Raw genomic sequence first — 26,423 nt, 5'->3', positions numbered from 1 at the left:
ATTTTGAAATAGTAAACATCCAAAAAAATACAAACAAATTAAGTCACATAAAGAATATTTCACACTTCAGTTAAACATGCTTTTTGTCTCTAAACTAATTAATGCTCACCGAGACGAAAATAACGCTTACAGTCGCTGCTGCAGGAAGTAATTCAGCTCTTGTAGTCTCAATAAATGAATTATTGAAGTTCTATTTTTTTGGATCGCCAACAGAAGAGGTGGTAGAAATTACAGAAAATCAAATATTCAAATCAGTAAAAACATCTAGGACTAGAACTCAAACAGTTTCTCCGACTAAATCATCTAATTTCGATCTTAGAAAAAGTAATAATCCTAATACAGTAATTGGTGATAGATATTACAAACGTCATAAGGGTTATTTCATAAATCATCTTCAAAAATATGTCAATTCTTTAGTAGCCTGAGAAAGCACAAATCGAGAATGATGAATTGAAGCTTACGAACAAAGAAAATACATTATTCAAAATCAAAATTTCAATCCTTATGTACAAATAACTGGAGGATACGACAGCGAAAATTATTGGTGAGCAAAAAATCTACATATGAATCAGTTTTGCGAAAATGCTTATTCGAGTAGGACGTATTTTCAAAAACATAAAGATCAATTTTGATTAATGTGTACTATCGACGGAAAAAATCCGGAAAATGATGATTCCTTTGGAATTTCCAATGCAACAAAAGCAAACTTTAAAAAAGGAGCAGAGCTAGAAGAATCAATAACTTATCTGACACTAAACCAAGCTAAAAAAACAGGAATAATTAATAAAGAAATCAAAAATAAAGATAATTTTGTTGTCTATGACTATAGTCCAGAATGATGAAATTGATCCTATACATACAGATTTCTGGCAGATAAAGCAGACGAAAAAAGCGAATTTCCTCTAAGCAGTAAATTTTTAAAAGCTAGTTCTGGATGAGATTCTGAATTAAAGAAAACTACAGCTTTGAATGTAATATGTAAAGATTTCTATGAACAAAATGATACAACATCACAAGACGAAATAGATGATGCATGAAGATATTGTTCTGACATTGGCAAATCATCTCAATAAATAGCTTCTAAAAAACTAACACGTAGATAATCAAAAAAATAGCAAATAAATTATTGAAACTTAAAAACTTATATTCCTAATTTAAACGTGACTGAGGCAGCAGGATTTATGCCCATACTGACGGAAACTAAGGTTACTCTAGTTTTCTCAGCTATATTAGGAAATTCAGCATTAGGAGTAGCAGGACATGAACTTTTAAAAGCATATTTTTGAAATCAAGAAGAAGAAAGAGAATTTGAAACTTCAGATAATTTATCAATAGAAAAAACGAAAATCTCAAGGGTTAGAACCACTACTGTTACATACAATGGATCTCAGAAAAGCTTCGATCCAAGAATTTACAACAACACAGCAAGACCTAAAACCATTAATGATAGATATAGTAGTAAATACATTGTTTATAGAAATTACTATCTAAACCAATACAAAAGTAAGCTTGTTGGAGTTTTTGATGATAACAAGGATTGATGAGAGGAGACTTACAAAAAAAGAAAATACATTCTTGAAAATCAAAATTTTAATAAATATGTAAGTATTGTTGGGGGATACAATTCTGAACAGAACTGAGATTTATCAGGAGACGTATATGCAAGCCAATTTTGCGACAAAAGTTACATTAGCGCTAATTACTACCAACAACATAAAGATCAATTCTGACTAATTTGTTCAGTTGACGGGATAAATCCAGATAGAGAGGCAGAATCAAAAATAATTTCAACAGGAACTGAATCAGAGTTTCCAATTAATAATTCCAATAAAAAAATTTTTTATTTAACTCTTGCTCAATCAAAAAAAACTATAAAGAATAGCCAAATATCTGACAGTCATAAAAATAAATTCGTAGTCCACAATTACAGCCAAGATTGGTGAGAATGATCTTATAGATATAGATTTAAAGTAGATAAATTAAACGAAAAAAGTAAATTTCCTTTAAGCGATAGTTTCAAAAACATAACTAAAGGTTGAGATAGTAAAGTAGATGAGCAAAATGCTCTAAATAAAGTTTGCAAAGACTTTTATGAAAATAGCGGCAATTCATCACAAAACGAAATAGATGATGCCTGAAGATATTGCTCCGATACTGGAAAAAAAGACACTTAAAAAGATAAATTGTAATTGTTTTAAAAATATTAGATAATACTCACCCTACACACTTGTCAATTTGCAATAAAAGATAAATCTTTAAATATTTTTACTTTGCTAAAGGAAACAAAGGCGACCATTATTATTTCAGCAATCTCTGGAAATACAGCTTTAGGAATAATAGGATACGAATTGCTGAAGGAGTATTTTTTACATCTAAGTTCATTTGAAGAGATTACAAAAGCAGACAATTCAGCAATTGAAATAATAAAAATTGAAAGGAAGTTAACTAAGACTGTTTCTTTTGTGACAGATTCGCAAAAGAGTTTCGATCCCAGGATTTACACAAAGAATGATCTAAAAACAATTGATATTGAAAAAGAGCAAAAGCAAGCAGAACATCCACTTAAAGGGATAAAACAAGATCATAAAAAATTAGTAGTTTTATTTTCCGATAATTCAGATTGGTGAAACGAGATCTATAAAAAAAGGAAATACATATCAGAGAGTAGGGACTTTGAAAGATACGTTGACTTAATAGGAGGTTACAGCAACGAATCAAACGAATATTTAATCAACAATGTACACATGAATCAGTTCTGTAATAAGGCTTACTCTGATCCTTCCTATTTCCAAGAACATGAAGCGCAGTTCTGATTAATGTGTACTATTGATGGGAAAAATCCAAATGATACCGAAGAAGAGAAAGTAATTTCTCAAACAACAAAAGCTAAATTTTTTAAAGGGGAAAAAGAAGAAGAAATAACTTATTTAACTTTAGAACAATCTAAGAAAACAAACATAAAAAATAACAAGATAGGAAATCACAAAAATAAATTTGTTGTCTATGACTACAACGAAGATTGATGGAAATGATCCTTTGATTACAGACTTAAAGTAGACAAAGAAAATGAAACAAGCCTCTTTCCTTTAAGTAATAGATTCAAACAAGTAAAAAACGGTTGAGACAATACAACAAGATCAACAACAGGTTTAAACTCAGTCTGCAAAAGCTTCTATGAAGAAACTGATACAAAAACACAACAAGAAATAGATGATGCTTGAAGATATTGTTCAGATATAGGAGAGGAAACTAATTAAAAAGACAAATGTGTTGATATTTAAAAAATAGAAAATTAATTCAGCAACAACTGTATTTCTGTTTACTTAAATAAATAACTTTTTTTATTTAAGTTTTGCTAAGAGAAACCAAGATAACCATTGTAGTTTCTGGAGTTGCAGGAAATGCAACTTTAGGAGTATCTGGATACGAATTCTTGAAAGTATATTTCCTAAATCAAGAAATCTCAACTGAAGTTGAAGCTATAAACAACGAAGCAGTTACAAAAATAACCACTTACAGAAAAAGATCAAAAGAAAAAACTTTTGAATCTAACTCTCAAAATAAATTTGATTTAAGAGAAATTAAAGACACAAGCCCAAAAATAGTTAAACATCCTCAAGATAGAAGGCATAGAACATCAAGCCTTAGACATATAGATCAACAACACAGAAAACAATTAGTTAGCTGAGAAAAAGACAACGAACAATGATGAAGAAACACTTACAAACAAAGAGAATACATGATAAAAAATCAAAAAGTTAATCCAAAAATAACTATCCTAGGAGCCTACAATGATACGAATGTTTACATGGGAGGAGATAATGAACCTTTGCATATGAACCAATTCTGTGACAAAGGATATGGAAGACAACCATACTTCAAAAAATACAAGCAACAATTTTGATTAATGTGCACTATTAATGGAAAAAATCCAGATAATGATGTAGATTCACAAGAAATCTCTACAGCATCAAAAGCACGGTTTCCTGAGAGTGGTTCAAACAAAAAAGAAATAACTTATTTAAATTTCGAACAATCGAAAAAAGAAGATCCTAAAAATACTCAAGTAAAAGAGAACAAAAGTAAATTTGTAATTTACGACTACAGCCAAGATTGATGAGATTGATCTTTTAATTACAGACTTAAGGTAGATAAAGAAGATGAAACCAGCGCTTTCCCTTTAACTGAAAAATTCAAACAAGCTACTTCAGGATGAGATGAAAACGTAAGTTCAGCAAATGCGCTAAACAAAATATGCAAAGATTTTTATGAACAATCAGGCACAACATCGCAAGACGAAATAGATGATGCATGAAGATATTGTTCTGATGAAGGGAAGAAAAATCAATAATTATTCTCAAAAAACAATATGTGGCAATTTGCTTAAAACATCTAAAACATCTAAAACATCTAAAACATCTAAAAACACTACTTACTGAAATATCCTAACTCTTCAATTTACTAGTTAATAAATCATGAATAAATGAATTCCTATCACGTTAGTTCCTACATTTATAGGAGTTTCTTTTTCTCCAAAAATCTTCTATTTGATATACAGAGAAGAAGTAGAGGTTTATATTCCGCTAGCTATTGAAAATAAAGAGTTAATAGCTGATTTAGAGAAATCTAAAGCAGCAGATTATACACATGAATGAAAGGTATATAGGGAATCAAATTATTCTTATGAATGATATGAACGTTGAAATGAAAGCAAAAAAATTGACGTAGCAAAAGGTAAAGAAATAATAAAGACAATACAAGATTACAGTTTTAAATTGTGGAGTTGGCGTAGAGGGTCAGGGACAAGTTGATTTTTAGATTATGTTCTTCCTAGAGGGAATCGAAAATATCCAACTAAATGGTTCATAGCAACTAATTATCATGTGATTGAAGGCTTTGATTTTCGAGACAACCCCTATAAACAAGTACTTCCTCAATCTCCTAGATCATTCAAAATTACAGATTTACTGTGAGATTCTCATGAACCTTGAATCATCTCTAAAGAGAGAAACAAAGATTGAACAACAATAACCGATGAAGAACAATATAAAGAATTAGCTCCAGAGTATTGAACAAAAGCTCCTAAACAAGAAGTTAAAAATTCAGATTTGCATAATGCAGCGAATGGAATAGATAAAGAATATCTTTATTTTTCAGAAAATAATGCAAAGCTCTTTTACGCTCCTATAAATTATTTAGGTGTCGATATCTCTTCATTATCTAAAAAACCTCTAAAACATCCCAATTATTTCAAAGATTTTGCAGTAGTAGAAGTCGATTTTAAAAATGAAAAAACAGCTCAGTTGATAACTCGAGACTTCTATAACAAATATGACAAAGAAAAAGGAAAGATAAAAGATAAGGCGTTAAATTTTTTTTCTGAAGAATTGTTAGTTTCAAAAACGACTAAAGACATAAAAGCAGATAAGATGAATTATTTTTTAGCAGGATATCCATCAAATATACCCCACACATTTAGAAGTCAAGGTAACTTTTCTCCATTTAAAAAGAAAGCTAGTGAATTGGATTGAAGATCTTCTGGTGGATGAGAAAGAGAAGTAATAGGCCATTGAAACACTTCATTGACACAAAATTTTGGAAATGTTAATTACATATCCTGAGGATATCATTACAGCATAGACTCTGATTTTCCTTTAATTAAAGGATCTTCAGGCTCTTTAGCTGTAGATGAAAATAAAAACGTAATAGGTTTGAATTTCATAGGCAACGATACCTATAGAAATGGAATTGAACCCCTTAGATCTAAGGGGTTGTATGAAAATGGAAAGATAGTTTACCCTAAATATGACTTATTAGAAGGAGAAGTGGGTCAACTGTCATCCTACAAAAGTCAAGTAGTTAAATATTACTTATCTAGAGGATATGAAACTGCTTTAAGCAGAGATAGAGGATGGAGGTTTAAATAAGCACCAAACATTAATAAGAAATAAAGTTGAGCAAAATACGAAACACATCCTTAATATCATTAGTCATTTTTGCAACAATCAATATCATGCTCATACTTCAATTTCTAACCTACAAGACTTAAATTCATCTAACAAAACTTATTTTCAATTTTGGAACATTTACATAATTAGCAACTTTAAAGCTATATTTCTTCTCCTTGATCTTTAAATTGTCAACTAATCTAGACTTACGTCTAATACTTTTATTTCTCTTGCAAATATCAATTATTCAATTTATATTTTCTTCATTTAAAGATAATTTTCCCCAGAAAGAACAAAGGTCTCTGAAACCAAAAAACAACGTTTCATCCTCTATATGATCTCCTATAGTTGTTGCATTAATAAATAGCGTTTGATCTAATTTTTTTGATTTTCTAAGGATGATTAAATTTTTTATACATCCTCAGAAATGTAAATCCTTTTCAATTCTGAATTGTATGACACATTCAACACAGTTATTTTCTATTAGATATTTTCTGACTTCCTTAGAAATATTTTTTGAATATGCAATTGCAGCTATGCCGTTCTCATTCAGATTTTCTAAACAATATTTAAAAAAAGAAATTTGATTTTTCTTATCTAAGGGACTATATAAATTAGTTACTATTGCGTCAAACTTTGTAGATTCCTCTCTATTCAGATTACCAAAACCAATTGATAAATTATTGTGGTTTATATTATGCAAAAGCATATTTGTTAGACAATCTTTATAAGCTGATAAATTGTTAGTTCTTCCAAAGATTTTTAAGTCTTGAGAAGGATTAGATTGTTTTCAAGTTTTTTCGAATACAAGAAGCGTAGAACCGAAATCACACAAAGGGTCACACACTGTTTTGATTTCGCTATTTTTCAATAGCACTAACCTTGATAATAGTTCTGATATTTCTGGTCAGTGGTATATTCTTTCATAGGCAGAATAAGTAGACACTAAATATTCGTAAGCATCTGCAAAATTGAATTTAGTTTTTTCACTTGAATTTAAATCTAAATTCTGGACACTCTGCATTTCTTCTATAACTATTTCATCCAACTTTAATCCTTGTTGTCTACCTTTAAATTTAAGGAAATAAAGATCTCTAAATAATGCCTTATATTCATCTACTGAACTGTTTTCTATTTGTTCAACTACTTTCTGTAAACAGATACTTAGACCATCAGAATCTCCTTCATATCTCTCAAATACATTTCTAAATCTATTTTCAACAGGAATATAAAAGCCTTTGCTTTCTATTACTGACCTTATTTGTTCTTCCGGCAAATCTTCATCTGAATGGTTATCTAGTTCCTCTGACATAAATCTATAGAGCATAAAAAACAAAAAACGCTTGTTTGTATTTTCTACAAGAGGGCTATAAAGTAAATTTTTTTCTTTTTTAAAAAACATTATTTTCGAAAGAAACTCTTTTACTTCTGAAAACGAAAGATATTGACTTGGTGCCAAAGAAATACAGAAATCAAGAAATTAAAAAAACAGAACTTGAAATAGAGGTGAAGTAGCTTAAAAATGGAAGGTTATTATCGCTCATCAAACAAGAAATAATGGAATATTCACTTATTAAAGCAAGAATTGCAATAGCCGCGAATTTAGAAAATATTTTTAATTTAGAAGGGTAACATTTGAATTTTTCATATTTCAAAAAATGAAGAGCATCTTTTATAGCTAAACAAATAAAAACTATAGTAAATACTCAAATTAATAAAAAGGCAGCTCAATATTGTCTATCTGGCATATTTCTTATTAGATCACTGAGCACTCGTCCTCTCATTTTTCTCTATGCGCTACCTGAAAACAAGAAATGACTTAATTTATATAAAAGATATTGTGGAGCTCCGCTCATTCATGCTTCTCTTAATTTAAGACCTTAAACGATTTATTATGACAAAAAACAAATCAGGGAACACATTTCAAAACTAAATACAAAGCTCAAGATATAACCAAGTTAGATTTACTTTTTAGATATCTATCTATTCACTTTAAATCGCTCTCTTTGAGATTGGTCTGCATTGACTTGGTCTATTATTCACTAACAAGAATATAGGTATCATATTCAACTAATATTTCTCCATGTGTAAGTTGTCGCATATTTGGTGCTTGACTAGATACTACGTTTTTTAGAATAGAGAAATTAATTTTTTAAAGAATAAAAAACAAATCGAAAAGCATTTGGACAAGTCAATTTATCTGAAAAAATTTAATTTGTTTAGTAAATCCTAATAAGAAATCATGTTTTCGGTTTTATATAAAACAACAAAAGCATTTAGAAACAGCCACCCTTTTGCTTGTCTGTTTTTTACAGTATTAGCTTTTTTTATTTTTTTTTGAGCATATAAAAATATTTCAAATTTCATAAAGTATCAGAAATTCAAAGAACGACCATTTAAGCTGAAAGTATCTTTTCAGATTGTTATATTCATAATTTTTTTCCTAACAAATGCATGAGCAATCTATTCCCTGTTCACAGATGACAGTAAACCCGATGCTGTAGAATATGCCTTTTCTTTTCAAGGACTTATTTTCTTTATCTCTTTGATTCTATATTTTGTTTGCACTCAACTAATTTTTCAAAAACTTTTTAAAGCTAAAAGAATTGAGTTCTCTAAAAAATAATGTCTTTTGAAAAAGAAAAAAACAGGCTCTACAAGCCTCTTATAAATAAAGCAAGTGAACGGTTTTTATTTTTGATACTTTACAAATTCATGTCAGAAGAATCAATTAATTACATAGATGAAAATTTAAAAGAAAAAGGTTTTTATATCTACCCTGAGGACAGATTCAGAAATGTACTGAAAAGATATGAAAAAAATTCTGATGGGTTAAGTATCTACTTAAAAGAGGTAGTTAGAAAAATAGAAAACCACGCAATAGATAAATACAAAGAACTATTCAGGAATTTTAATTTGTTCGATTTCAAAAACAAAGAGCAGGAGTTAAAGCTGAACGAAAAAATAATAAAAGATATGCAAGATTTAAATTCAAACTATGAAGCTAAATTCAACTTTGCAGAAGCTTATGAATATTTAGTTGCTTATTACTCTCATTTCGAACAAATACCATACTGCCCAGAAGTATCAGAACTATCATCAAGGCTAGCATTGTTGAAAAATAGTGAGATTCAAACAGTATGTGATCCCTTATGCGACTTCGGATCTACACTTTTAGAATTTCAAAAAATTTGAAAACAATTTAATCCAAATAGAGAACTAAAAATGTTCGGAAGAACCAGTAGTCCATCTGCCTACAAACATTGTCTAGGAAATATGCTTTTAAACAAAATAAATCACGATAATCTGTCTATTGATTTAGGAATCTTAAATCCTATAGAAAAAACTAAATTTGATGTAATAGTGGCAAATTTATATAGATCTTTAAGAAAAGAAGATGAAATTTCTTTTTTTAAATACTGCATGAATAATTTAAGCGAGGATGGTGTAGCTGTAATTACTTATTTAAGAGATATTTCCTTGGAAGCAAGGAAATATTTAGTAAAGAATAACTACGTAGAATGTGTTATGCAGTTTGTGTACTGGCCTAATCAACTTTCTGGGGGTGTAAGAGACTTAATTATTCTCAGAAAAAACAAAAAATCTAATCAAACTTTATTCATCAATGCAAAAAGTTCAGGGGAGTATATAAAAAATGAAATGCTTATGGATTTACGAAGCGCCCACAAAATTTCCCTACAAAAAAAATTAGTTCTAACGGAAAAAATTATCAATAGATTAATTGAAATTTATACACAAAATAAAAACATTTCAGGCGTCGCAAAATTAGTAGACAATTCAAAAATAATTAGAAAAAATTACAGGCTCTCAGTCTTGCATTACGTAAGCATAGCCTATAGCTATCCTTGTTGATACTCCAACTTGTAAAAACATAAAGATTATTTTTTTATTCCTTAATCAAACACTGATATTTTTTATTATTTGCATAAACAAATGGATGTGTTGAAAAATTCTTGATAAGTAGATATTTGAATAAGTAGATATTTGAATAAGTAGATAAAAATTCAACTCCCCGATCTAAATAGGTATTTTTTAGGGTTAAGAAAAAGATTTGCTAACAGAATCAAAGATAACCATCTCCTGTTCTGTTGCCTCCATAAATGCAGCATTAGGAGTTTCTGGGTATGAACTACTACAAATTTATTTATTAAATGGAAACGCGCAAGAAGAACTATCTTCTTTCGATAATACTGCAATCAGCAATGCAAAAATTTCCAGGAAGAAAAGCAAGACAATCGCTTGGAAAGAATCAAAGGATGTTCTAGATCCTAGACTTCATGAAACTACTAAAACAACGGTTAATGATCATGAAAGTAGATACAGAATTTATAGATTTCGCCATATATCACAAGAACATAAAGCAAAGTTTGTAGATTGAAAAGACAACAAAGAATGATGAGAAAAGACTTACGAAGTAAGAAAGTACATGCTTAAAAATGCGAATTTTAAAAAGTACGTAAATATAGAAGGAGGATACGAAAATTTACCATACGCAAGTCAAACAAAATTACACTTGAATCAATTTTGTGATCACGTTTATTGGAGCAAGACATATTTCGAAAAATATAAATCTATATTCTGGTTAATGTGCACTACTGATGCTAAAAATCCAGAAACACAAGAAGAAGCAAAAATAATCTCTCAAGCAAAAAAAGCAAAATTCCCAAAAGGAAATCAAGACGAAGAAATAATTTATTTAACTGTCGAACAAGCGAAAAAAACAAACATTTACAACGCAACAACAAATAGTGCCAAAGATAAATTTGTAGTCTATGACTACAGCTCAAATTGATGAGAATGATCCTACCAATATAGATTTCAGGAAGATAAAAAAAATGAAACAAGTGCCTTCCCTATAAGCGGCAAATTCAAAAAAATAGATAAAGGTTGAGATGATTCAAGGGAAAATACAACAGCTTTAAATAAAGTCTGCAAAGACTTCTACGAACAAACAAACAATAATTCTCAAGACGAGATAGATGATGCTTGAAGATATTGTTCAGACAAAGGAGAAAAAGATACATAGAAGGAAGTAAATTTTCAAAAACCCAAAAATAGCTATTTAGAAACCTTAACAACTTATTAGAAGTCGCCCAACTTAACAAAAAACAGGACATGCTAACAGAATCAAAAATAACAATCATTTTGTCTGTAATTACCGGCAACACAGTTATAGGGGTTTTCGGAAATGAACTTTTAAAGATATACCTACTAGGAAGAAATTCATCAGAAGAAATATCTGCTTCGGATAATTCAATATTTTTAAAAACAACGGTTTCTAGAATAAAAACTAACGCCGTTTCCTTCGATCCTAAAACCAAAAGCAATTTTGATCCAAGGATTTATAAAGATGTTAATCCAACTACAGTTGACAAAAACCCTGCAAAATACACCGTATATAGCTTTCATCAAATATCTCAATACAAGGGAAAATTTGTAGATTGAAAAGAAAACAAAGAATGATGGGAAAAAACCTACGAAAAAAGAAAATACGTTTTAGAAAATGCCAACTTTGAAAAATATGTAAACATAGTTGGAGGATACAAAAATCAACAATATTGACAAGCATCAGAATTACATATGAATCAATTCTGTGATTACGGTTATTCAAATAATTCATATTTTCGAGAACACGAAGAACAATTCTGACTGTTATGCACTACAGATGCTAAAAATCCAAAAGACAAAGAAAATACACAAACAATTTCTCAAATAAATAAAGCGAAATTTAATAAAGGAGAAACAGAAGAAGAAATAATTTATTTAACTGTCGAACAAGCGAAAAAAACAAACATTTACAACGCAACAACAAATAATGCCAAAGATAAATTTGTTGTCTATGACTACAGTCCAGAATGATGAGAATGATCTTTTAATTACAGATGAAAAGTAGATAAAAATAGTGAAGTTAGCTCTTTTCCTTTGAGCGATAAATTTAAAAACGCAACTACCGGTTGAAGTAAAGAAACAAATAAAAAAACTTCATTAAATCTAATATGTCAAGATTTTTATGAAAGTGAAAATAGCATTACTCAAGATGAAATAGATGATGCTTGAAGATATTGTACTGATGCTGGAAAACAATAGATTAAAAAAACAAATAAGTAGATATATAAATAATTAATCAAATAAATTCGAAAACATAAAAATTTAAGTTCGCTAATCTAAATAGATTCTTTTTTAAGTTGAAAGAAAGATTTGCTAACAGAATCAAAGATAACCATCTCCTGTTCTGTTGCCTCCATAAATGCAGCATTAGGAGTTTCTGGACATGAACTATTAAAAATATATCTACTTGGTTTAAGTTCTTCTGGGGGGGTTGTTACTGTTGAGAATATTCAGATCAGCAAAATAAAAACTAATAGAAAAAGGAATGAAACTATTACTTCGAAAAAAGGAACTGAAGGTACTTTAGATCCTAGAACTCACACAACATATAGGAAAACAGTTGATCAAGTGCCGGATAGATACAGAATCTACAGCTTTCACAACATAAGGAAACATAAGAGTAAATTAGTAGATTGAAAAGACAACGAAGCTTGATGAAAAGAGACTTATAAAACTAGGAAGTATATGCTTGAAAACCTCGAGCCTGAAAATTCATTAGCAATAGCCGGAGCTTATAAAAATCAAACATATTTACAATCGAACGATCTACATCTAAATCAGTTTTGCGACAAGAGTTATACAGAGAGAGCGTATTACAACCAACATAAAACCATTTTCTGGTTAATGTGTACTACTGATGCTAAGAATCCAGATGAAGGAGAAGAAGCAAAAATAATTTCACAGGCAAAGAAAGCAAAATTCCCTAAAGGGGATCAAGAAGAAGAAATAACTTATTTAACCTTTAAACAAGCCAAGAAACCAGAAACGAAAAACACAAACATAAAAGGCAAAGAAGATAAATTTGTGGTTTATGACTACAGTGAAAAATGATGAAAATGATCTTATGAATATAGATTGCAAATAGACAAAGCTGATGAAACAAGTGCTTTTCCTTTAAGTGAAAAATTCAAGAAAGTAAATAAAGGATGGGAAGAAACTAATTACAGCGATGAAACAAACTTAAACACTGCGTGTAAAAAATTCTATGAACAAGAAAATAGCCTTACTCAAGATGAAATAGATGATGCTTGAAGATACTGTACTGATACTGGAAAAGCATAGATTGCAAATTAAATAAGTAAAACTATTTCTCCTTTAGATTTTTAATTCCTAAACAACCTAATAACTTAAAGCTTTATAGCTTGAAATGTGTGTTTCATTTAGTTAGAAAAAGTATCTAATCGTAAAAAAGATCAAATACTCATATTAGTAGAAAAGATAATGCATCAAAAATTAATGTGAAAATATTATCCAAATTTCTTGTAACAAAACTAAACTCTCATAATCTCAATTCTTCAAGATTTTTATAGTCAATATTTTTCATTGTTTTTTTCATTCTAAAAGTATTCTTTACTGTACTAGCCAAAAATAAAACAGTTTTTACAGAAATGAATGTTGTAATAAGAATTATGAAATCGGGATCAGCTTTTTTAAAAATGACTTTAAAACACACTACTAAAAAAGCCGCAAACATTACTAGGACAAGTGTTGTCGTTGTAGATGCCAAACTGATAAATTTTTTTAAGGAAATGGCTGTTTTTCTTGAAATAAAAAATCCGACTATTGCAGGAATTAAATAAATTAAAAAACCAACTATAAAAACTGCTGTAAATAAAAGTGATGTCTGAAAAATCGCTACATCAAAATCTAATTTCTTTACAAAACTAAAATCCAAGAAACATGCTGCAAGTCCCAGGATTGAAAAAGTATACGTTAAAAAAACGAAGACAAAATATATGAGACAATAGACTTTTTTCTTTATTTCAATTTGATCTATCATTCGAGCAATTAACCCACAGATCGCAGTTGGCACCAAGAAACATATTGCTGTTATTATTCCTGAATCGAGTCCTAGCTCCTTATAAACTATGGGAATTAAACCGGTGATAAAAAAACCATAAATTAAAAAACCAACTGCAACTTTTAAGAAAACTCTACTTAAAAATAGTTGTTCGTGTTTTTTAAGATCGGTTTGCGAAACTAATTTTGTATTTATTTGAAAAAAATTCATATAACCATAAAAAACTGAGGAAATTCAGTCGGAATTGTAAAATTTCTCGTCTGTCTTAAGTTTCAAAATTTACTATATCTCTTACTTTTATTTGATTTGTTTTTTCGTCTATTTCTCGATATATAAAAAGTTTTCTTAGATATTTTTACTCAACTTCAAAAAGCTTTAAATTGTTTTGAGCTTATCTATTAAGTAGAAACACAAAACAACTATCAAATTAAGAATAAGAACTAAATCTTTAATATGTTTCTAGCACTTTAAAAGATCTATAGATAGTTAAAAATCAATTAAATATAGAAGTAATCAAGCAATGCAAAAACTTAAGGCCTTATAGCTTAAAAATTGAAGTCATAAGAGTAAGCACTTATTAGATAAATACCAAACACCACTTTCTAAAACAGTCAATTAAGTCAATAAATCTATTTGTTCTCTTTCTTGAAAAGAATTAATAAACTATCGACAATCGCTAAAGCATCTTCAAAACCAATACTGATTTATACGAAACTAAAGAATTACAAATCATAAAACTTCTTTTAGATCTTTTCCTTGCGAAACATATGCTGTTTTCAATTCAATAAACACATAAATAAAAACTATTTTTCTCCTCTAGATTTTTAATTCTCAGACAACCTAATAACTTAAAGCCCTAATAGATTGAAATTGAAGTCATAAAAGTAAGCAATTGTCAGGTATCTATTCGAATACCACTTTCTAAAACAAAGATTTATTTTCACCATCACAAACTGTCCCTGATGTCCATCATAAATTGTCCCCTTTCACCATCAAAATTTGTCCCCCTCTATTTTTTTACTTTGTAAAAAAACCTATAGAAAAATAAAAGAAAAAGTATAAGTAAAAGTTTTCTTAAATGTTTTTACTCAACTTCAACAATCTATAAATTGTTTTGAACTTTCTATTAAGTAAAAACAAAAAACACCTATCAAATTAACAATAGGAACTAAATTTTTAATATGTTTCTAGTGCTTTAAAAAGCCTATAGACAGTTAGAAATCAATTAGATATAGAAATAATTAAGCAATGAAAAAACTTAAGGCCTTACAGGCTAAAAATTGAAGTCATAAAAGAATTAATAAATTATTCGGTCTAAGCGCCCTTTTATTACGAGCTTAAGAAACGGAAAAACTATTTAGAAAATCAATAGTTATTAAAGTCATTGCATATGGAAAAATAAGATAGATATTGAAAGCAAGAAAATTAGATCCAACACAAATAGTTTGTGACTGATATAAAGAATTGCAAATCAATAAATCTAAAACCTTTTTTAGAACTGTTCTTCATGAAATATATGCCGTTTTTAATTCAATAAATACATAAGTAAAAACGAACAAGTAGCTTTTAAAAAACAAAAACTAATTTACTGAAAAGAAAAATCTTAAGTCTCCCAAAATAAACAACCTAATGCTCAAAAAACAAATAAAGTGCTTACTGAATCAAAAATAACAATAACCACAGCTGTTGCTGCTTTTAACTCGATTTTAGGAGTATCTGGATATGAACTATTAAGAATATATTTACTTGGCCAAGAATCATCTGAAGAAATTACTAATTTAGAAAACTCGATATTTAAAACAACAAAAGCAAAAAGAAAGAGAACAAAAGAAACAACTTTTAAAAATAATTCCCAAAGCAAATTTGATTTAAGGGTTTCTAATGACTCAAATTTAAAAATCGTTAAACATCACTTAGATCAAAGACACAGAACTTCTATGCTATTTCATATACCAAAACAGCACAGAGGAAAGTTAATAAGTTGAGAAGCAGACAATAAATCGTGATGAGAAAAAACCTACAAACAAAGGGAGTACATGATCAAAAGTCAAGACGTAAATCCTAAAGTAGAAATAACCAAAGGTTACAGTATGGAAAACATAACAAATCTATATTTCAAAAATCATTCTGAGCCATTACCAATGAATCAGTTTTGTGACAGAGGCTATGCGCAAACCAATTACTATAAAAAATACAGAAAACAATTCTGATTAATGTGCACTGTAGAAGGAAAAGATCCAGATGAAACAGATAGTTCGCAAGAAATTGCTGAAGCTACAAAAGCAAGATTCTGAGAAGGCGAACAAGAAAAAGAAATCACTTATTTCAACTACAAACAATCTAAAAAAGAAACGATAAAAAATACAAAAATAAGTAATTCACAAGACAAATTTGTCGTTTACGATTACAGTCCAGATTGATGAGAATGGTCTTATAAATATAGGTTGAAAATAGACAAAGACGATGAAACAAGCGATTTTCCTTTAAGTGATAAATTTAGGAAAGCAAATTCAGGATGAGATGAAAAGTTAAGTAAGGGAGAAGCTCTAAACAAAATATGTAAAGACCTATATGAAAGTAATAGTTCTACATCAGATGAAATAGAGGATGCATGAAGGTACTGTTCAGATGTAGGAGTTAATTCTTAATAAGAAAACTGAACCTAAAAAAGTAAATACGTAACTATAGAAAAAACTTTCAAAATCGATTCGTTAGATATCAAGATTTCAATACCTGAGATAAACAAACTACTTTTTTATAGAAGTAAGGTGTTAACTGAGTCAAAAGTAACTATCACTTTTTCTGTTATTGCAGCCAATGCAGCTTTAGGAGTGTCTGGGAGTGAGTTATTAAAGATATATTATGCATTAAATGAAGAATCAATAGAAGTTGAAAACTTAAATAATGAATTAATAAAAGTAACAAAAATTAAAAGAACAAGAAATAAAACTACTCCCAAAGGAACAACATCAAATTTTGACCTTAGAAAAAGACATGCCCCGTCAATAATAATTGGAAGCAAACATTACACAAAACACAAAGGTTTTGGCGTTAGACACATAAAAAATCACTTAGACAAATTAGTCGGATGAGAAGAAGCAAACAAAACATGATGGGAAGATGCTTATAAACAAAGAGAATACGTAATTAAAAATCAAAATTTTCAACCATATTTTCCTATAGTTGGAGGATATAGCGATCAACAACATTGATGAACAAAAAATCTACACATGAATCAATTTTGCGATAAAGGCTACTTAAATAGAAGCTTTTTTCAAAAATACAAAGAACAGTTTTGATTAATGTGCACTATTGATGGGAAAAATCCAGAAAAAAATGATAGCGAAGAAGTAATTTCGTGGGCAACTAAAGCAGAATTTCAAATAAAAGACGGTAAGAAAAAACAAATAACTTATTTAACAATTACACAAGCGAAAAAGAAAGGTATAAATAACACAAAAATAACCGAAGATGCAAAAACTAAATTTGTAATCTACGACTACAGTCCAGAATGATGAAAATGATCCTATGAATATAGACTAGAAGCAGATAGAAAAAATGAAACTAGTCCTTTTCCTTTAAGTAACAAATTTAGAACAATAATTCAAGGTTGAGAAGATTTAAACAACAACGCAACAGCTCTAAATAAAGTATGTAAAGACTTCTATGAACAAACAAGCAATAATTTTCAAGATGAGATAGATGATGCTTGAAGATACTGCTCTGATGATGGAAAACAATAAATTAAAAAGACAAGCAAGTAGATATACAAATAACTAGGCAAAAAAGTTTACAAATTTAAAAAATCAAATCTCTGATCTAAACAAAAAACTTTAAAAGTAAGGAAAAAGATTTGTTAACTGAATCCAAGATAACTATTGCTGTTTCTGGAATTTCGGGAAATACAGCTCTGGTAATATCCGGGTATGAGTTTTTACAAATCTATTTATTTGGTCTCAATTCCTCAGAAGAATTATCTTCTTTAGACAGCAACACAATTAAAGCAACAAAAATAAAGAGAAACAAAAAAGGGACTGTTACTTTTGAAACAGGAACACAAAGCGATTCTGATCCTAGACTTCACACTGTTTCGCCGTCTACAGTGCTCCAACACAAAAGTAGATATACAGCTTATTGATTCCACGAAATATGAAGTCATAGATCAAAATTCGTAGATTGAAAAGAAAATAAAGCGTGATGAGATAAGACTTATTTGACTAGGAAATATATGTTAGAAAATGGAGGTTTTAAAGATCTTGTAAACATCTCTGGAAGCTACAGTGATCAAAAATACAGAAACTCTGCAACCTTATATCTAAATCAATTTTGCGATAGAAACTATTCTGAAACAAATTATTACAAAAGTCACAAAAAAATTTTTTGATTAATGTGTACTACAGATGCTAAAAATCCAGATCAACAAGAAGAAGAGAAAATAATTTCTAAAGCCAAGAAAGCTAAATTTAAAAAAGGAAAGACTCAAGAAGAAATAACTTATTTAACCGTTGAACAGGCGAAAAAAGATCAAATGAAAAACAAAAAAGTAGACAGCAATAAAAGTAAATTTATTGTCTATGACTACAGTAAAGAATGGTGAGAATGATCTTATAAATACAGATTAAAAGTAGATAAAAAGGATGAAACCAGTTCTTTTCCTCTAAGTAAAAAATTTAAAGATGCAACCAAAGGTTGAGACGATTCAATCAATGATGCAGGAGCCCTAAATAAAGTGTGCAAAGATTTTTATGATGCTTCAAACAATAATTCTCAAAATGAAATAGATGATGCCTGAAGATACTGCTCTGATGCTGGAAGAGAGCAAATCTCGAATAAATAAGTAAAAAACAAACAAGTAGCTTTTAAAAAAACAGAAACTAATTTACTGCAGAGAAAAATCTTAGGCTCCGAAAATAAACACTCTAATGCTCAAAAAACAAATCACGTGCTTACTGAATCGAAAATAACAATAGCCTCAGCAGTTACTGCTTTTAATTCTGTTTTAGGAGTATCCGGCTATGAACTATTACAAATTTATTTTTTATCTCAAGGCTCTTCTGAAGAAGTATCAGCTTTAAACAACTTAAATATTGAAAGTACAAAGATTGAAAGAAAGAAAAATAAAACAGTTTTTTGAAAAGGTGCGCAAAATGAAATTGATCCTAGAATTCATACAACCTCAAACACAACTGTAGAAAAGAGCGAAACTAGATATCGCGCATACAGATTCCACACTATAACAAGTCACAAACCAAAATTTGTAGATTGAAAAGAAAGTAAAGATTGATGAGAAAAAACTTACGAAACTAGAAAATATATGCTCAAAAATGGAAATTTTGGTAGATATGTCAACATAGTTGGCGGTTACGAAGACAAAAAATACCTATTTGCAACAAGTTTGCACCTAAATCAGTTCTGTGACAAAAGTTATTCAGAAGGATGATATTTCAAAAAATATGAACCTATATTCTGATTAATGTGTACTACAGATGCAGTAAACCCAGATTCAAGTGAAGAAGCAAAAGCAATTTCTAAAGCAAAAAAAGCTAAATTTCCTAAAGGGCAAACAGAAGAAGAAATAATTTATTTAACAGTTGAGCAGTCTAAAAAAGGAAATATTAAAAACGCACAAATACAAAACAATAGAAATAAATTTGTTATTTACAACTACAGTCAAAAATGATGAGAGTGATCATATCAATACCGTCTAGAGGAAGATAAGAAAAACGAAACAAGCGCTTTTCCTCTAAGTAATAAATTTAAAAATGTAAATAAAGGTTGAGACATTTCAAACGACAATGCAACAGCTTTAAATAAAGTCTGCGAAGACTTTTACTTAGGAGATAGTCAAATACAAGATGAAATAGAGGATGCATGAAGGTACTGTTCTGATAAAGGCGAAAAAGAGTAAAAACTTAATTTGTTAAAAAAAGAAAAACTAGATGCAACTTTCTTTAAATCACGTATAGTTATCTTCTATAGAATTCAGAATTAGAGACAAAGTTATTATTCTTATTTAAATTTTTAGAAAAGAACAGAGAACATGGAAATAAGTTCAACAACTGCAAAAGTTGGGGCGGGAGTTACTGCTTTAATAGCAACCGGAACAACAACTACTGCTATTGCAAAGACTCAATCACAAAAAGAAAGTTTTGGAAAAAACGATTCATCAACATCACAAATGAGTTATGGATTTGGTAGTTTTTTCTCAGATAACAAAACAATAGACGAAGCACTTCTACTGCACAAAATAACTGCGGAAAATTATGAATCTATGGATACAAAAGAAAAAGAATGATGAAAAAAGAGGTTTGAAGATTACAAAAAGAATAATTCAAAGATAAGAAGTTACAGATTTAAATCAATAATTAAAGATCAAAATGTAAAAGGATTGTTCAATGAATGCAAGAAAGTATCTTCTTTATCTTTCAACAACAAATCAGATGATAACTATTGAGAAAAATATGAGGAGAGCGTTCTAAATAATCCAAAAATAGATACTAAGGAGAAAAAAGCTAGATATTGAAGAGATGTGTGAGTGGGCTGCTCTGAAAAAGGAAGTAGTGTGAATATAAATAGTGAGTGACCTCATAGAGACGAAATTAAAAAGCACAACGAAAGTACCTGAAACAATCAACCAGAGAAATAATTATCTAATTTTCTTTGTAAAGTAACTTAACTGCGCATCAAAAACCATTTCCTCCAAAAGGATCAAAAGTTTTTAAATTTTTTAAGTCGTTTACTTTATTAGCTAAGTAACAAACATCCTGTGAATCTAATTCAGAAGTTTCTTTTGCTTTTCCTTTAAGAGTTTCAACAATATATTTCTCTGCTGTTCTAGATTTTGTACAGAAAATCACTGCTTCTTGGAATTCATCTAAGAATCTTGAAGAATATGTAACTGTTTTATCTTGTTCTCAATACTCTTTTGGCATATAGAAAGTTTCTCTTATAAAAGGTCTTTCTAGTGCTGCAGAACATCTATATTTAAGTTTTGCAACATGAGCATATGAAACATCTGATTTACTGTTTATTCCAGTACTAGACTTATCTCCTAAGAAATTATCTATATGCCCTTTCTTAATAAAACTTTGTTTTTCTCAGTATTTAGTATTTCCATCTTTCTTAAATCAACCTCCAGCTATTACTTCCTTAAAGTCATCACTATCTTTAATAAGTTCAAATCCGTGTCTTGATAAGACATGTTTAACTTTAGGTTGTGTACATCATTGTTCTAGTTTCTTAAGTTCTGCTTCGCTTGTACTATCACTACTTGTATAAGGTTTTTGTAAAGCTGCAATACAGGATTCTTTGTAAGAAGAGATAACACTGTCATTTTGTTTTCCATATAGATAAAAGTTCTTGTTTGAAATATTTCTAACTTGTGGACTTACAGTAACTACAGGATTACCTGTAAATAATTGATCTTTTTGGTAAACAATAGGTTTGTTATTAAAAGTAAGTAATCCTTGTAAAAGAATGTTTTGGAATACGGAGTCGCTAGTTGAAGAGTAAACAGGAGCAAACTTATTAGTTGCTAATTGTTTACCAAAAGTACCATCAGGATAAGTATTTACGGAAGATTTATTAATAGGCGTTGAAGAATCAGATAATGATTTTGATTCTTGATCATGACCTGGTTCATCGCTAACTTCTATATTGTCAAACTTAGAGTTTCTAAGATAAATATCTACTCCTGCACCTAATCCTCCGCATGCAGCCATAATAAGTGAGAACACTACTTTCAAAGGTATTTTCATAAACTTTATTTCGAATATTGGTGTGCCATTGTATCTACGATTCTTAAATCAGCAAAAGAACTTATAAATAACAACAAAAAGAAAAGGTGGCTAAGTGTTATTTGCTGGGTTGATGATTCTTAGACTTTTCATACAACAACTTAACTCCACATCAGAAGGTTTTGCCATCTAGTGGGTTGTTGGTTTTTCATTCAGATATATTCTTTTCAGAAATTTCGCAATATTCAGTATTAGCTGGTGTTTGAACAGTTGTATAAGCTATTCCTTGCATAGCTTTTTCTATGTATTCTTTTGCAGAAATTGGCTTACTGCAGAACAAAGCAGCTTCCTGGAATAAATCTACTTTTAATTCTGGTGTTGTAGGTTCAACATTATCTATTAAATCTTTGGTTAGATAAAAGTTTTCTCTTGTAAATTCTTTATCTAATGCTGCTTTGCAGGCTTTTTTAAGTACTGCAATTTGTTCTGGTTTTACTTCTTCTCCTGTAAATCCAGTTTTTTGATCTCCAATAATTTTCTTTAAATCTTCTTCCTCTTTTATAAATGTCTGTTTCTCTCAGTAATTAGTATTGTCTTTCTTACTAAATCAACCTCCTTTGATTATTTCTTGCCAATATGCATCATCTTCTTTGTTGTTTTCATCTGTTTTAAGTAAAGTAAACTTATGTCTACTTAAAACATCCTTTATCTTAGGTTCTGTACATCATTCTCTTAATCTAGCTAACTCTTTACTATTTGGGCCATCTTGGTCTTTATCATTCTTATATTCTTTATCTAAAGCACTTAAACATGCTTTTCTAAAATCTTCAACATATTTTTTATCTGGCTTAGAAATAGTCTTTAGTTCTTTTCCATCCTTAGTCTTAAAAACTTTTGCTTCAAATGTAACTGCAGTACTTTCTGCAAAAACTTGACCCTTAGAATAAGAAAAAGTCACATCCTTATTAGGAAATAACCTCTGAAAGATTATGTTTTGCATTACTTCATCTGTAGTAGATGAAGTAACAAGAGTAAAACCTGCGTTGGTTATCTCATCTGAATATTTATGTTTCTTCTCAGGTAATACAAATTTAATTTCAGATAACTGTGAATTAGTTAAATAACCTGCTTTTGCAAAATAAAGCTTTATTCCTGTTCCTGTAGAACCAATAAATAAAAGCGGTATCCCGTAGTGATTAAAGAATTCACTAAATACTTTCATGACAGATTAAGGTTTCTTTGGACCATAAGCAATTCTTACACCACATCAGAAAGTTTTTCCTTCCATAGGTGTGTTTGTTTTTCAAGAATTAACATCTCCTGCACTTAAAGAACAATAATCATCTGCCTTAGTAGGAGTAATAGGTGTTCCTTGTAGGGCTACAGTTATGTAATGATGTACTGTTGCAGGTTGAGTGCAGAATAATGCTGCTTCTTGGAATGGATCCATTTTTGGTTTTGGATCTGATCCAGTAATACCAGAAAGGAAATCAGTAGTTAAATAGAAGTTTTCTCTAGTAAAAGGAGTATCTAATACTGCTTTACATGCATTTTTCAATACTGAAATTTGATCATCTGTTGGTTCTCCTGTAAATCCAGTATCACTATCTCCAATAATTTTTTTAAGTTCATCTCCAGCAATAAATGATTGTTTATCTCAGTACTTAGTTTCTCCTGTCTTACTAAATCAACCTCCTTTGATTATTTCTTTTCAATGTTCATCATGATCTTTATTTTCGGTTTTAAGAACAGTAAATTTATGTCTTCCTAGTACATCTCTAACTTTAGGTTCAGTACATCACTCTCTTAATCTTGATAGTTGCGCCTTATCTGTAGAATTATTTTGATCATAAGGTTTCTTTAATTCCTCTATACATGCTTGTTTATGGTCAGCTGCATATTGTTTGTCTGGTTTTTGTAGAACTGTTAGTTTCTTATTATCTTTTCCAGTGAATGATTTAACTCCGTATTTAATTGGCTTACTTCCAGTGAAAATTCTGTTAACGTTGTAATCTTGAGCTGTATCCTTGCTTGGATCTAGCCTTTCCATAAGAATATTCAGCAATACTTCTTCAGTAGTGCTTTCGGTTACTATTTTGAAATTGCTGCTAGTTAAAGAAGAACCGAAAGTTACTTCAGGAGCTTTTTCAACTGTAGTTTCTGTTGTTTCATCTGCAACCTGAGAAATAACTTTTTCTTCGGAACTAGGTGAAAGAGTTTTTATTGAAAGAGGTTTACCTTGCTTTAAATAAACCTTTGCCCCTATTCCTCCTGAACCAGTAACTACTGTAGAGGCAGCCAATAACTTAGCTAACTTACTTGACAACATAATTATTTTTTTAGAATTGGCCGGCTATTATAAGCAGCCTCATCTATCTAAAAAAATAAAAACTTATGAAATTTGCAAAAAATATTTTTTCTTAATAACTTTTTTAAAAATTTTTAAATATTCATATACTTTTAAAGCTATAAAAATTCCTTAAATCTTTTCTATTTATCAATGATTAGTAGCTTTAAAAATAAATAAAAAAAGAAAAAAACAAGCAATATTTTTTAAAAAGTTTTATTTATGAGTGCTTCCGTGTCCAGCGTATAACTCCCTAACTCCACATCAGAAACCTTTACCTTCGGCAGGTTGATAGGTATATCAATCGTAATTTTGTGTAGATTCTATAGAACAAATTCTGTTTCCAGAACCTGCATCTTTGGAATCAACAGGTCGAACATTAGCATGCAAGACAGTCTTAATATAGTCCTCAGCTTTCATAGGTTCAACACAGAAGAAAGCAGCTTCAAAGAAATTATCAACTTTATATTTGGATTTATCAGGCTCTTTAATTCCCTTATGAAAGAAAGTAGATAGTGGGAATGTATCCATCTTTGGAGCTAAATTTAAAGCAACTTTACATTTCTCTTTAACTAAATTAATGTGGACTTCTTTAACATCTGATTCTGTTTTTATTTCCTGTTCTAGTTTCTCTCCTAATAATTGCTTTAAAGCTGCATCATCAAAGAATGCTTGCTGTTCTCAATATTTATAAATCTTATTATCGTTTTCATTTTTTTTAGAAGTTAACCAACCTCCGGCAATTATTTTTCTTCAATGATCATCATCCTTGCCACTAGTTGTATCTAGAGGTCTAAATCCACTTCTAGTTAATAACTCCCTATTGGAATCTATAACAGTACATCATTTAATTAACTTATTTAATTTTTCAGTATCTGTTTTCTCATCATAGGTTTTCTTTAATGCTTCCGTGCAAGCTTGTTTATGTCTACTTGCATTTGGCTTCTTCCAAGGTTGCAATTCAAATTTAATTTCTCTTCCTGTTTCTGCTATGGATGTACCTTCAATTTTGTGTTCTTGTTTTTCTAAAGTTATTTTCTTGCTACCTTCAAAAAATTCATTATCTTGAGTTCCGAAAGAAGTTAAATGTGCATCTAATCTATGCAACAATACTGTTTGTATTTGTGCCGACTGAGTTTGGTCACTAATAGGAGTTAATTTCCTCTCTTGAATTACCTCCAAGAAAGTTTTCTTAGGCTTTTGATTTGTTTCAGAATCCAAAAGAGATAGACCATAAATTGCATTAGGATCAAAATTTCTGAAGTAAAGTTTTATACCTCCACCTACAGAACCAGTAACCAGTGTAGGAACCCCAACCGCTGTAAATCAGCGTGAAAACAATAAGCGATGTTCTTTGATCATGATCCTCTATTTGGTTTTTCCTTTATATAAAACCTGTACACCACATCAGAAACCTTTACCCTGTGCAGGTTGATTTGTATATCACTCATAGTTTTCTACATACTCAAGAGAACAAGTTAATCCTTTAGATTCACTAGATGCTCTTGTTTGAGCTTTCAAATTATTCTTCACATAATCTTCTGCTTTAATAGGTGTGGTACAGAAATATGCTGCTTCAAAGAAGCTGTCTACTGCAAGTCCCTTAGTTGGATCAGTTGTGCCAGATAAGAAATATTTAGAAAGGGGGAAATTTTTTATATCCGGAGATTTTTCTAAAGCTGCTTTACATTTCTTTTTAAAAAGATCTATATGTTTTGTTTCAACATCGTTTTCAGATTTAATTTCTTTGATATTAGTTCCCTCTCCTATCAATGTTTTTAGATCCTCTGCGCTAAAGAAAGACTGTTTATCTCAATAGTTATAGTTCTCTTTCTGAGTCCCCTTAGTAAATCAACCTCCAGAGATTACTTTCTTCCAAATCTCATCATCACTTGTATTTTCGGTATTCAGTAAAGTAAATCCGTTTCTCTTTAATAGATCACCGTTATTTCTAATAACAGTACATCATTTGACTAATTTATCGAATTCATCTTTGTTTTTAGAGTCATAAGGTTTATCTAAGGCTTTTACACAATCCTCTTTGTGATGATTGGTATCAGAATGTGTTGGATTTTTTGTTCAGGTAATAGTGAAGCTTATTTCATTTCCCTGTTCTGGAGTTACCTTACCTTTTGCTATTGTGTGAACTTCCAACTTAAAGGCAGAACTTCCAGTAAATAAATCATTTGCTTTTCTATGTAAGGTATTTAGATGAGGATCTAATTCATGAACTAAAGAAAATTTAGATTCTTCATGTGTGGAACTAGAACTGATAACTTGATACCCTTGCGCTTCTATAGCCTTCTTAAATGTTCCTGAGTAAGGTGAATCAATATTTAAAGTGCTATGAAAATTATCTAGATATATCTTTACACCGCCACCTAATGAACCGAAAATAATTGATGGGATGCCAAAGAAATTAAAGGCATTTTCAATTAGAAATTTGTATCCTTCCATGATCT

Annotated in this window: 21 protein-coding genes; 14 read left to right on the top strand and 7 right to left on the bottom strand. The window is 29.8% G+C overall.

The features are described from left to right. Positions 1–101: 101 nt before the first annotated feature. The 5 genes from H6411_RS05560 to H6411_RS05540 all read left to right on the top strand — a co-directional run bounded on the left by H6411_RS05560 (position 102) and on the right by H6411_RS05540 (position 5,927). Positions 102–1,073 (top strand): hypothetical protein, encoded by a 972-nt coding sequence (locus tag H6411_RS05560; protein WP_216083659.1) that lies wholly within the window; start codon positions 102–104, stop codon positions 1,071–1,073. Positions 1,074–1,160: 87 nt separating this feature from the next. Further along, on the top strand, positions 1,161–2,174 hold the full coding sequence (locus H6411_RS05555) for a hypothetical protein (protein WP_216083658.1): 1,014 nt from the start codon (positions 1,161–1,163) through the stop codon (positions 2,172–2,174). 96 nt (positions 2,175–2,270) lie between these two features. Continuing rightward, positions 2,271–3,257: a hypothetical protein gene (locus H6411_RS05550; protein ID WP_216083657.1), complete on the top strand. Its 987-nt coding sequence runs from the start codon at positions 2,271–2,273 to the stop codon at positions 3,255–3,257. Positions 3,258–3,352: 95 nt separating this feature from the next. Next, entirely contained in the window at positions 3,353–4,351 is a 999-nt protein-coding gene (locus H6411_RS05545; protein WP_216083656.1) for a hypothetical protein, read from the top strand. A 124-nt stretch (positions 4,352–4,475) separates the two neighbouring features. Further along, complete coding sequence (locus H6411_RS05540; protein WP_216083655.1) at positions 4,476–5,927, top strand: MIP family Ig-specific serine endopeptidase; 1,452 nt, start codon at positions 4,476–4,478, stop codon at positions 5,925–5,927. A 118-nt stretch (positions 5,928–6,045) separates the two neighbouring features. Here H6411_RS05540 and H6411_RS05535 read toward each other — a convergent pair whose 3' ends face one another. After that, positions 6,046–7,260, bottom strand: coding sequence for an N-6 DNA methylase (locus H6411_RS05535; protein WP_216083654.1), 1,215 nt, complete (start codon positions 7,258–7,260; stop codon positions 6,046–6,048). 1,313 nt (positions 7,261–8,573) lie between these two features. On the opposite strand from H6411_RS05535, the gene H6411_RS05530 reads away from it, so the two are divergent. The 4 genes from H6411_RS05530 to H6411_RS05515 all read left to right on the top strand — a co-directional run bounded on the left by H6411_RS05530 (position 8,574) and on the right by H6411_RS05515 (position 13,139). Then, positions 8,574–9,836: an N-6 DNA methylase gene (locus H6411_RS05530; RefSeq protein ID WP_216083653.1), complete on the top strand. Its 1,263-nt coding sequence runs from the start codon at positions 8,574–8,576 to the stop codon at positions 9,834–9,836. 184 nt (positions 9,837–10,020) lie between these two features. Beyond that, the gene (locus tag H6411_RS05525) at positions 10,021–10,995 is read left to right on the top strand and encodes a hypothetical protein (protein ID WP_216083652.1); all 975 of its coding nucleotides are present in this window, start codon (positions 10,021–10,023) and stop codon (positions 10,993–10,995) included. Between the two features lie 89 nt (positions 10,996–11,084). After that, entirely contained in the window at positions 11,085–12,056 is a 972-nt protein-coding gene (locus tag H6411_RS05520; RefSeq protein WP_216083651.1) for a hypothetical protein, read from the top strand. 111 nt (positions 12,057–12,167) lie between these two features. Then, a complete protein-coding gene (locus H6411_RS05515) occupies positions 12,168–13,139 on the top strand; it encodes a hypothetical protein (RefSeq protein WP_216083650.1) in 972 nt (323 codons plus the stop codon). A gap of 115 nt (positions 13,140–13,254) precedes the next feature. Here the strand turns inward: H6411_RS05515 and H6411_RS05510 are convergent, their stop codons facing one another. Next, the gene (locus H6411_RS05510; protein WP_216083649.1) at positions 13,255–14,154 is read right to left on the bottom strand and encodes a hypothetical protein; all 900 of its coding nucleotides are present in this window, start codon (positions 14,152–14,154) and stop codon (positions 13,255–13,257) included. 1,373 nt (positions 14,155–15,527) lie between these two features. On the opposite strand from H6411_RS05510, the gene H6411_RS05505 reads away from it, so the two are divergent. The 5 genes from H6411_RS05505 to H6411_RS05485 all read left to right on the top strand — a co-directional run bounded on the left by H6411_RS05505 (position 15,528) and on the right by H6411_RS05485 (position 20,524). Continuing rightward, positions 15,528–16,526, top strand: a complete 999-nt coding sequence (locus H6411_RS05505) for a hypothetical protein (RefSeq protein ID WP_216083648.1) — start codon at positions 15,528–15,530, stop codon at positions 16,524–16,526. A 120-nt stretch (positions 16,527–16,646) separates the two neighbouring features. Beyond that, complete coding sequence (locus H6411_RS05500) at positions 16,647–17,621, top strand: hypothetical protein (RefSeq protein ID WP_216083647.1); 975 nt, start codon at positions 16,647–16,649, stop codon at positions 17,619–17,621. Positions 17,622–17,731: 110 nt separating this feature from the next. Continuing rightward, on the top strand, positions 17,732–18,715 hold the full coding sequence (locus tag H6411_RS05495; RefSeq protein WP_216083646.1) for a hypothetical protein: 984 nt from the start codon (positions 17,732–17,734) through the stop codon (positions 18,713–18,715). 105 nt (positions 18,716–18,820) lie between these two features. Continuing rightward, positions 18,821–19,786 (top strand): hypothetical protein, encoded by a 966-nt coding sequence (locus tag H6411_RS05490; RefSeq protein WP_216083645.1) that lies wholly within the window; start codon positions 18,821–18,823, stop codon positions 19,784–19,786. A 132-nt stretch (positions 19,787–19,918) separates the two neighbouring features. Beyond that, the gene (locus H6411_RS05485) at positions 19,919–20,524 is read left to right on the top strand and encodes a hypothetical protein (protein ID WP_216083644.1); all 606 of its coding nucleotides are present in this window, start codon (positions 19,919–19,921) and stop codon (positions 20,522–20,524) included. 4 nt (positions 20,525–20,528) lie between these two features. Here H6411_RS05485 and H6411_RS05480 read toward each other — a convergent pair whose 3' ends face one another. The 5 genes from H6411_RS05480 to H6411_RS05460 all read right to left on the bottom strand — a co-directional run bounded on the left by H6411_RS05480 (position 20,529) and on the right by H6411_RS05460 (position 26,418). After that, on the bottom strand, positions 20,529–21,614 hold the full coding sequence (locus tag H6411_RS05480; protein WP_216083643.1) for a hypothetical protein: 1,086 nt from the start codon (positions 21,612–21,614) through the stop codon (positions 20,529–20,531). A 118-nt stretch (positions 21,615–21,732) separates the two neighbouring features. Further along, the gene (locus tag H6411_RS05475) at positions 21,733–22,836 is read right to left on the bottom strand and encodes a hypothetical protein (RefSeq protein WP_216083642.1); all 1,104 of its coding nucleotides are present in this window, start codon (positions 22,834–22,836) and stop codon (positions 21,733–21,735) included. 6 nt (positions 22,837–22,842) lie between these two features. Further along, on the bottom strand, positions 22,843–23,943 hold the full coding sequence (locus H6411_RS05470) for a hypothetical protein (protein WP_216083641.1): 1,101 nt from the start codon (positions 23,941–23,943) through the stop codon (positions 22,843–22,845). Between the two features lie 234 nt (positions 23,944–24,177). Continuing rightward, entirely contained in the window at positions 24,178–25,323 is a 1,146-nt protein-coding gene (locus H6411_RS05465; RefSeq protein WP_216083640.1) for a hypothetical protein, read from the bottom strand. 6 nt (positions 25,324–25,329) lie between these two features. After that, complete coding sequence (locus H6411_RS05460; RefSeq protein ID WP_216083639.1) at positions 25,330–26,418, bottom strand: hypothetical protein; 1,089 nt, start codon at positions 26,416–26,418, stop codon at positions 25,330–25,332. Positions 26,419–26,423: the final 5 nt, after the last annotated feature.

This window comes from Candidatus Mycoplasma haematohominis (assembly GCF_902712995.1).
GTDB classification, from domain to species: Bacteria; Bacillota_I; Bacilli_A; order Mycoplasmatales; family Mycoplasmoidaceae; genus Eperythrozoon_B; species Eperythrozoon_B haematohominis.
Note: the sequence above shows the minus strand (reverse complement) of the source record. Positions and strands in the feature narration are given on the sequence as shown.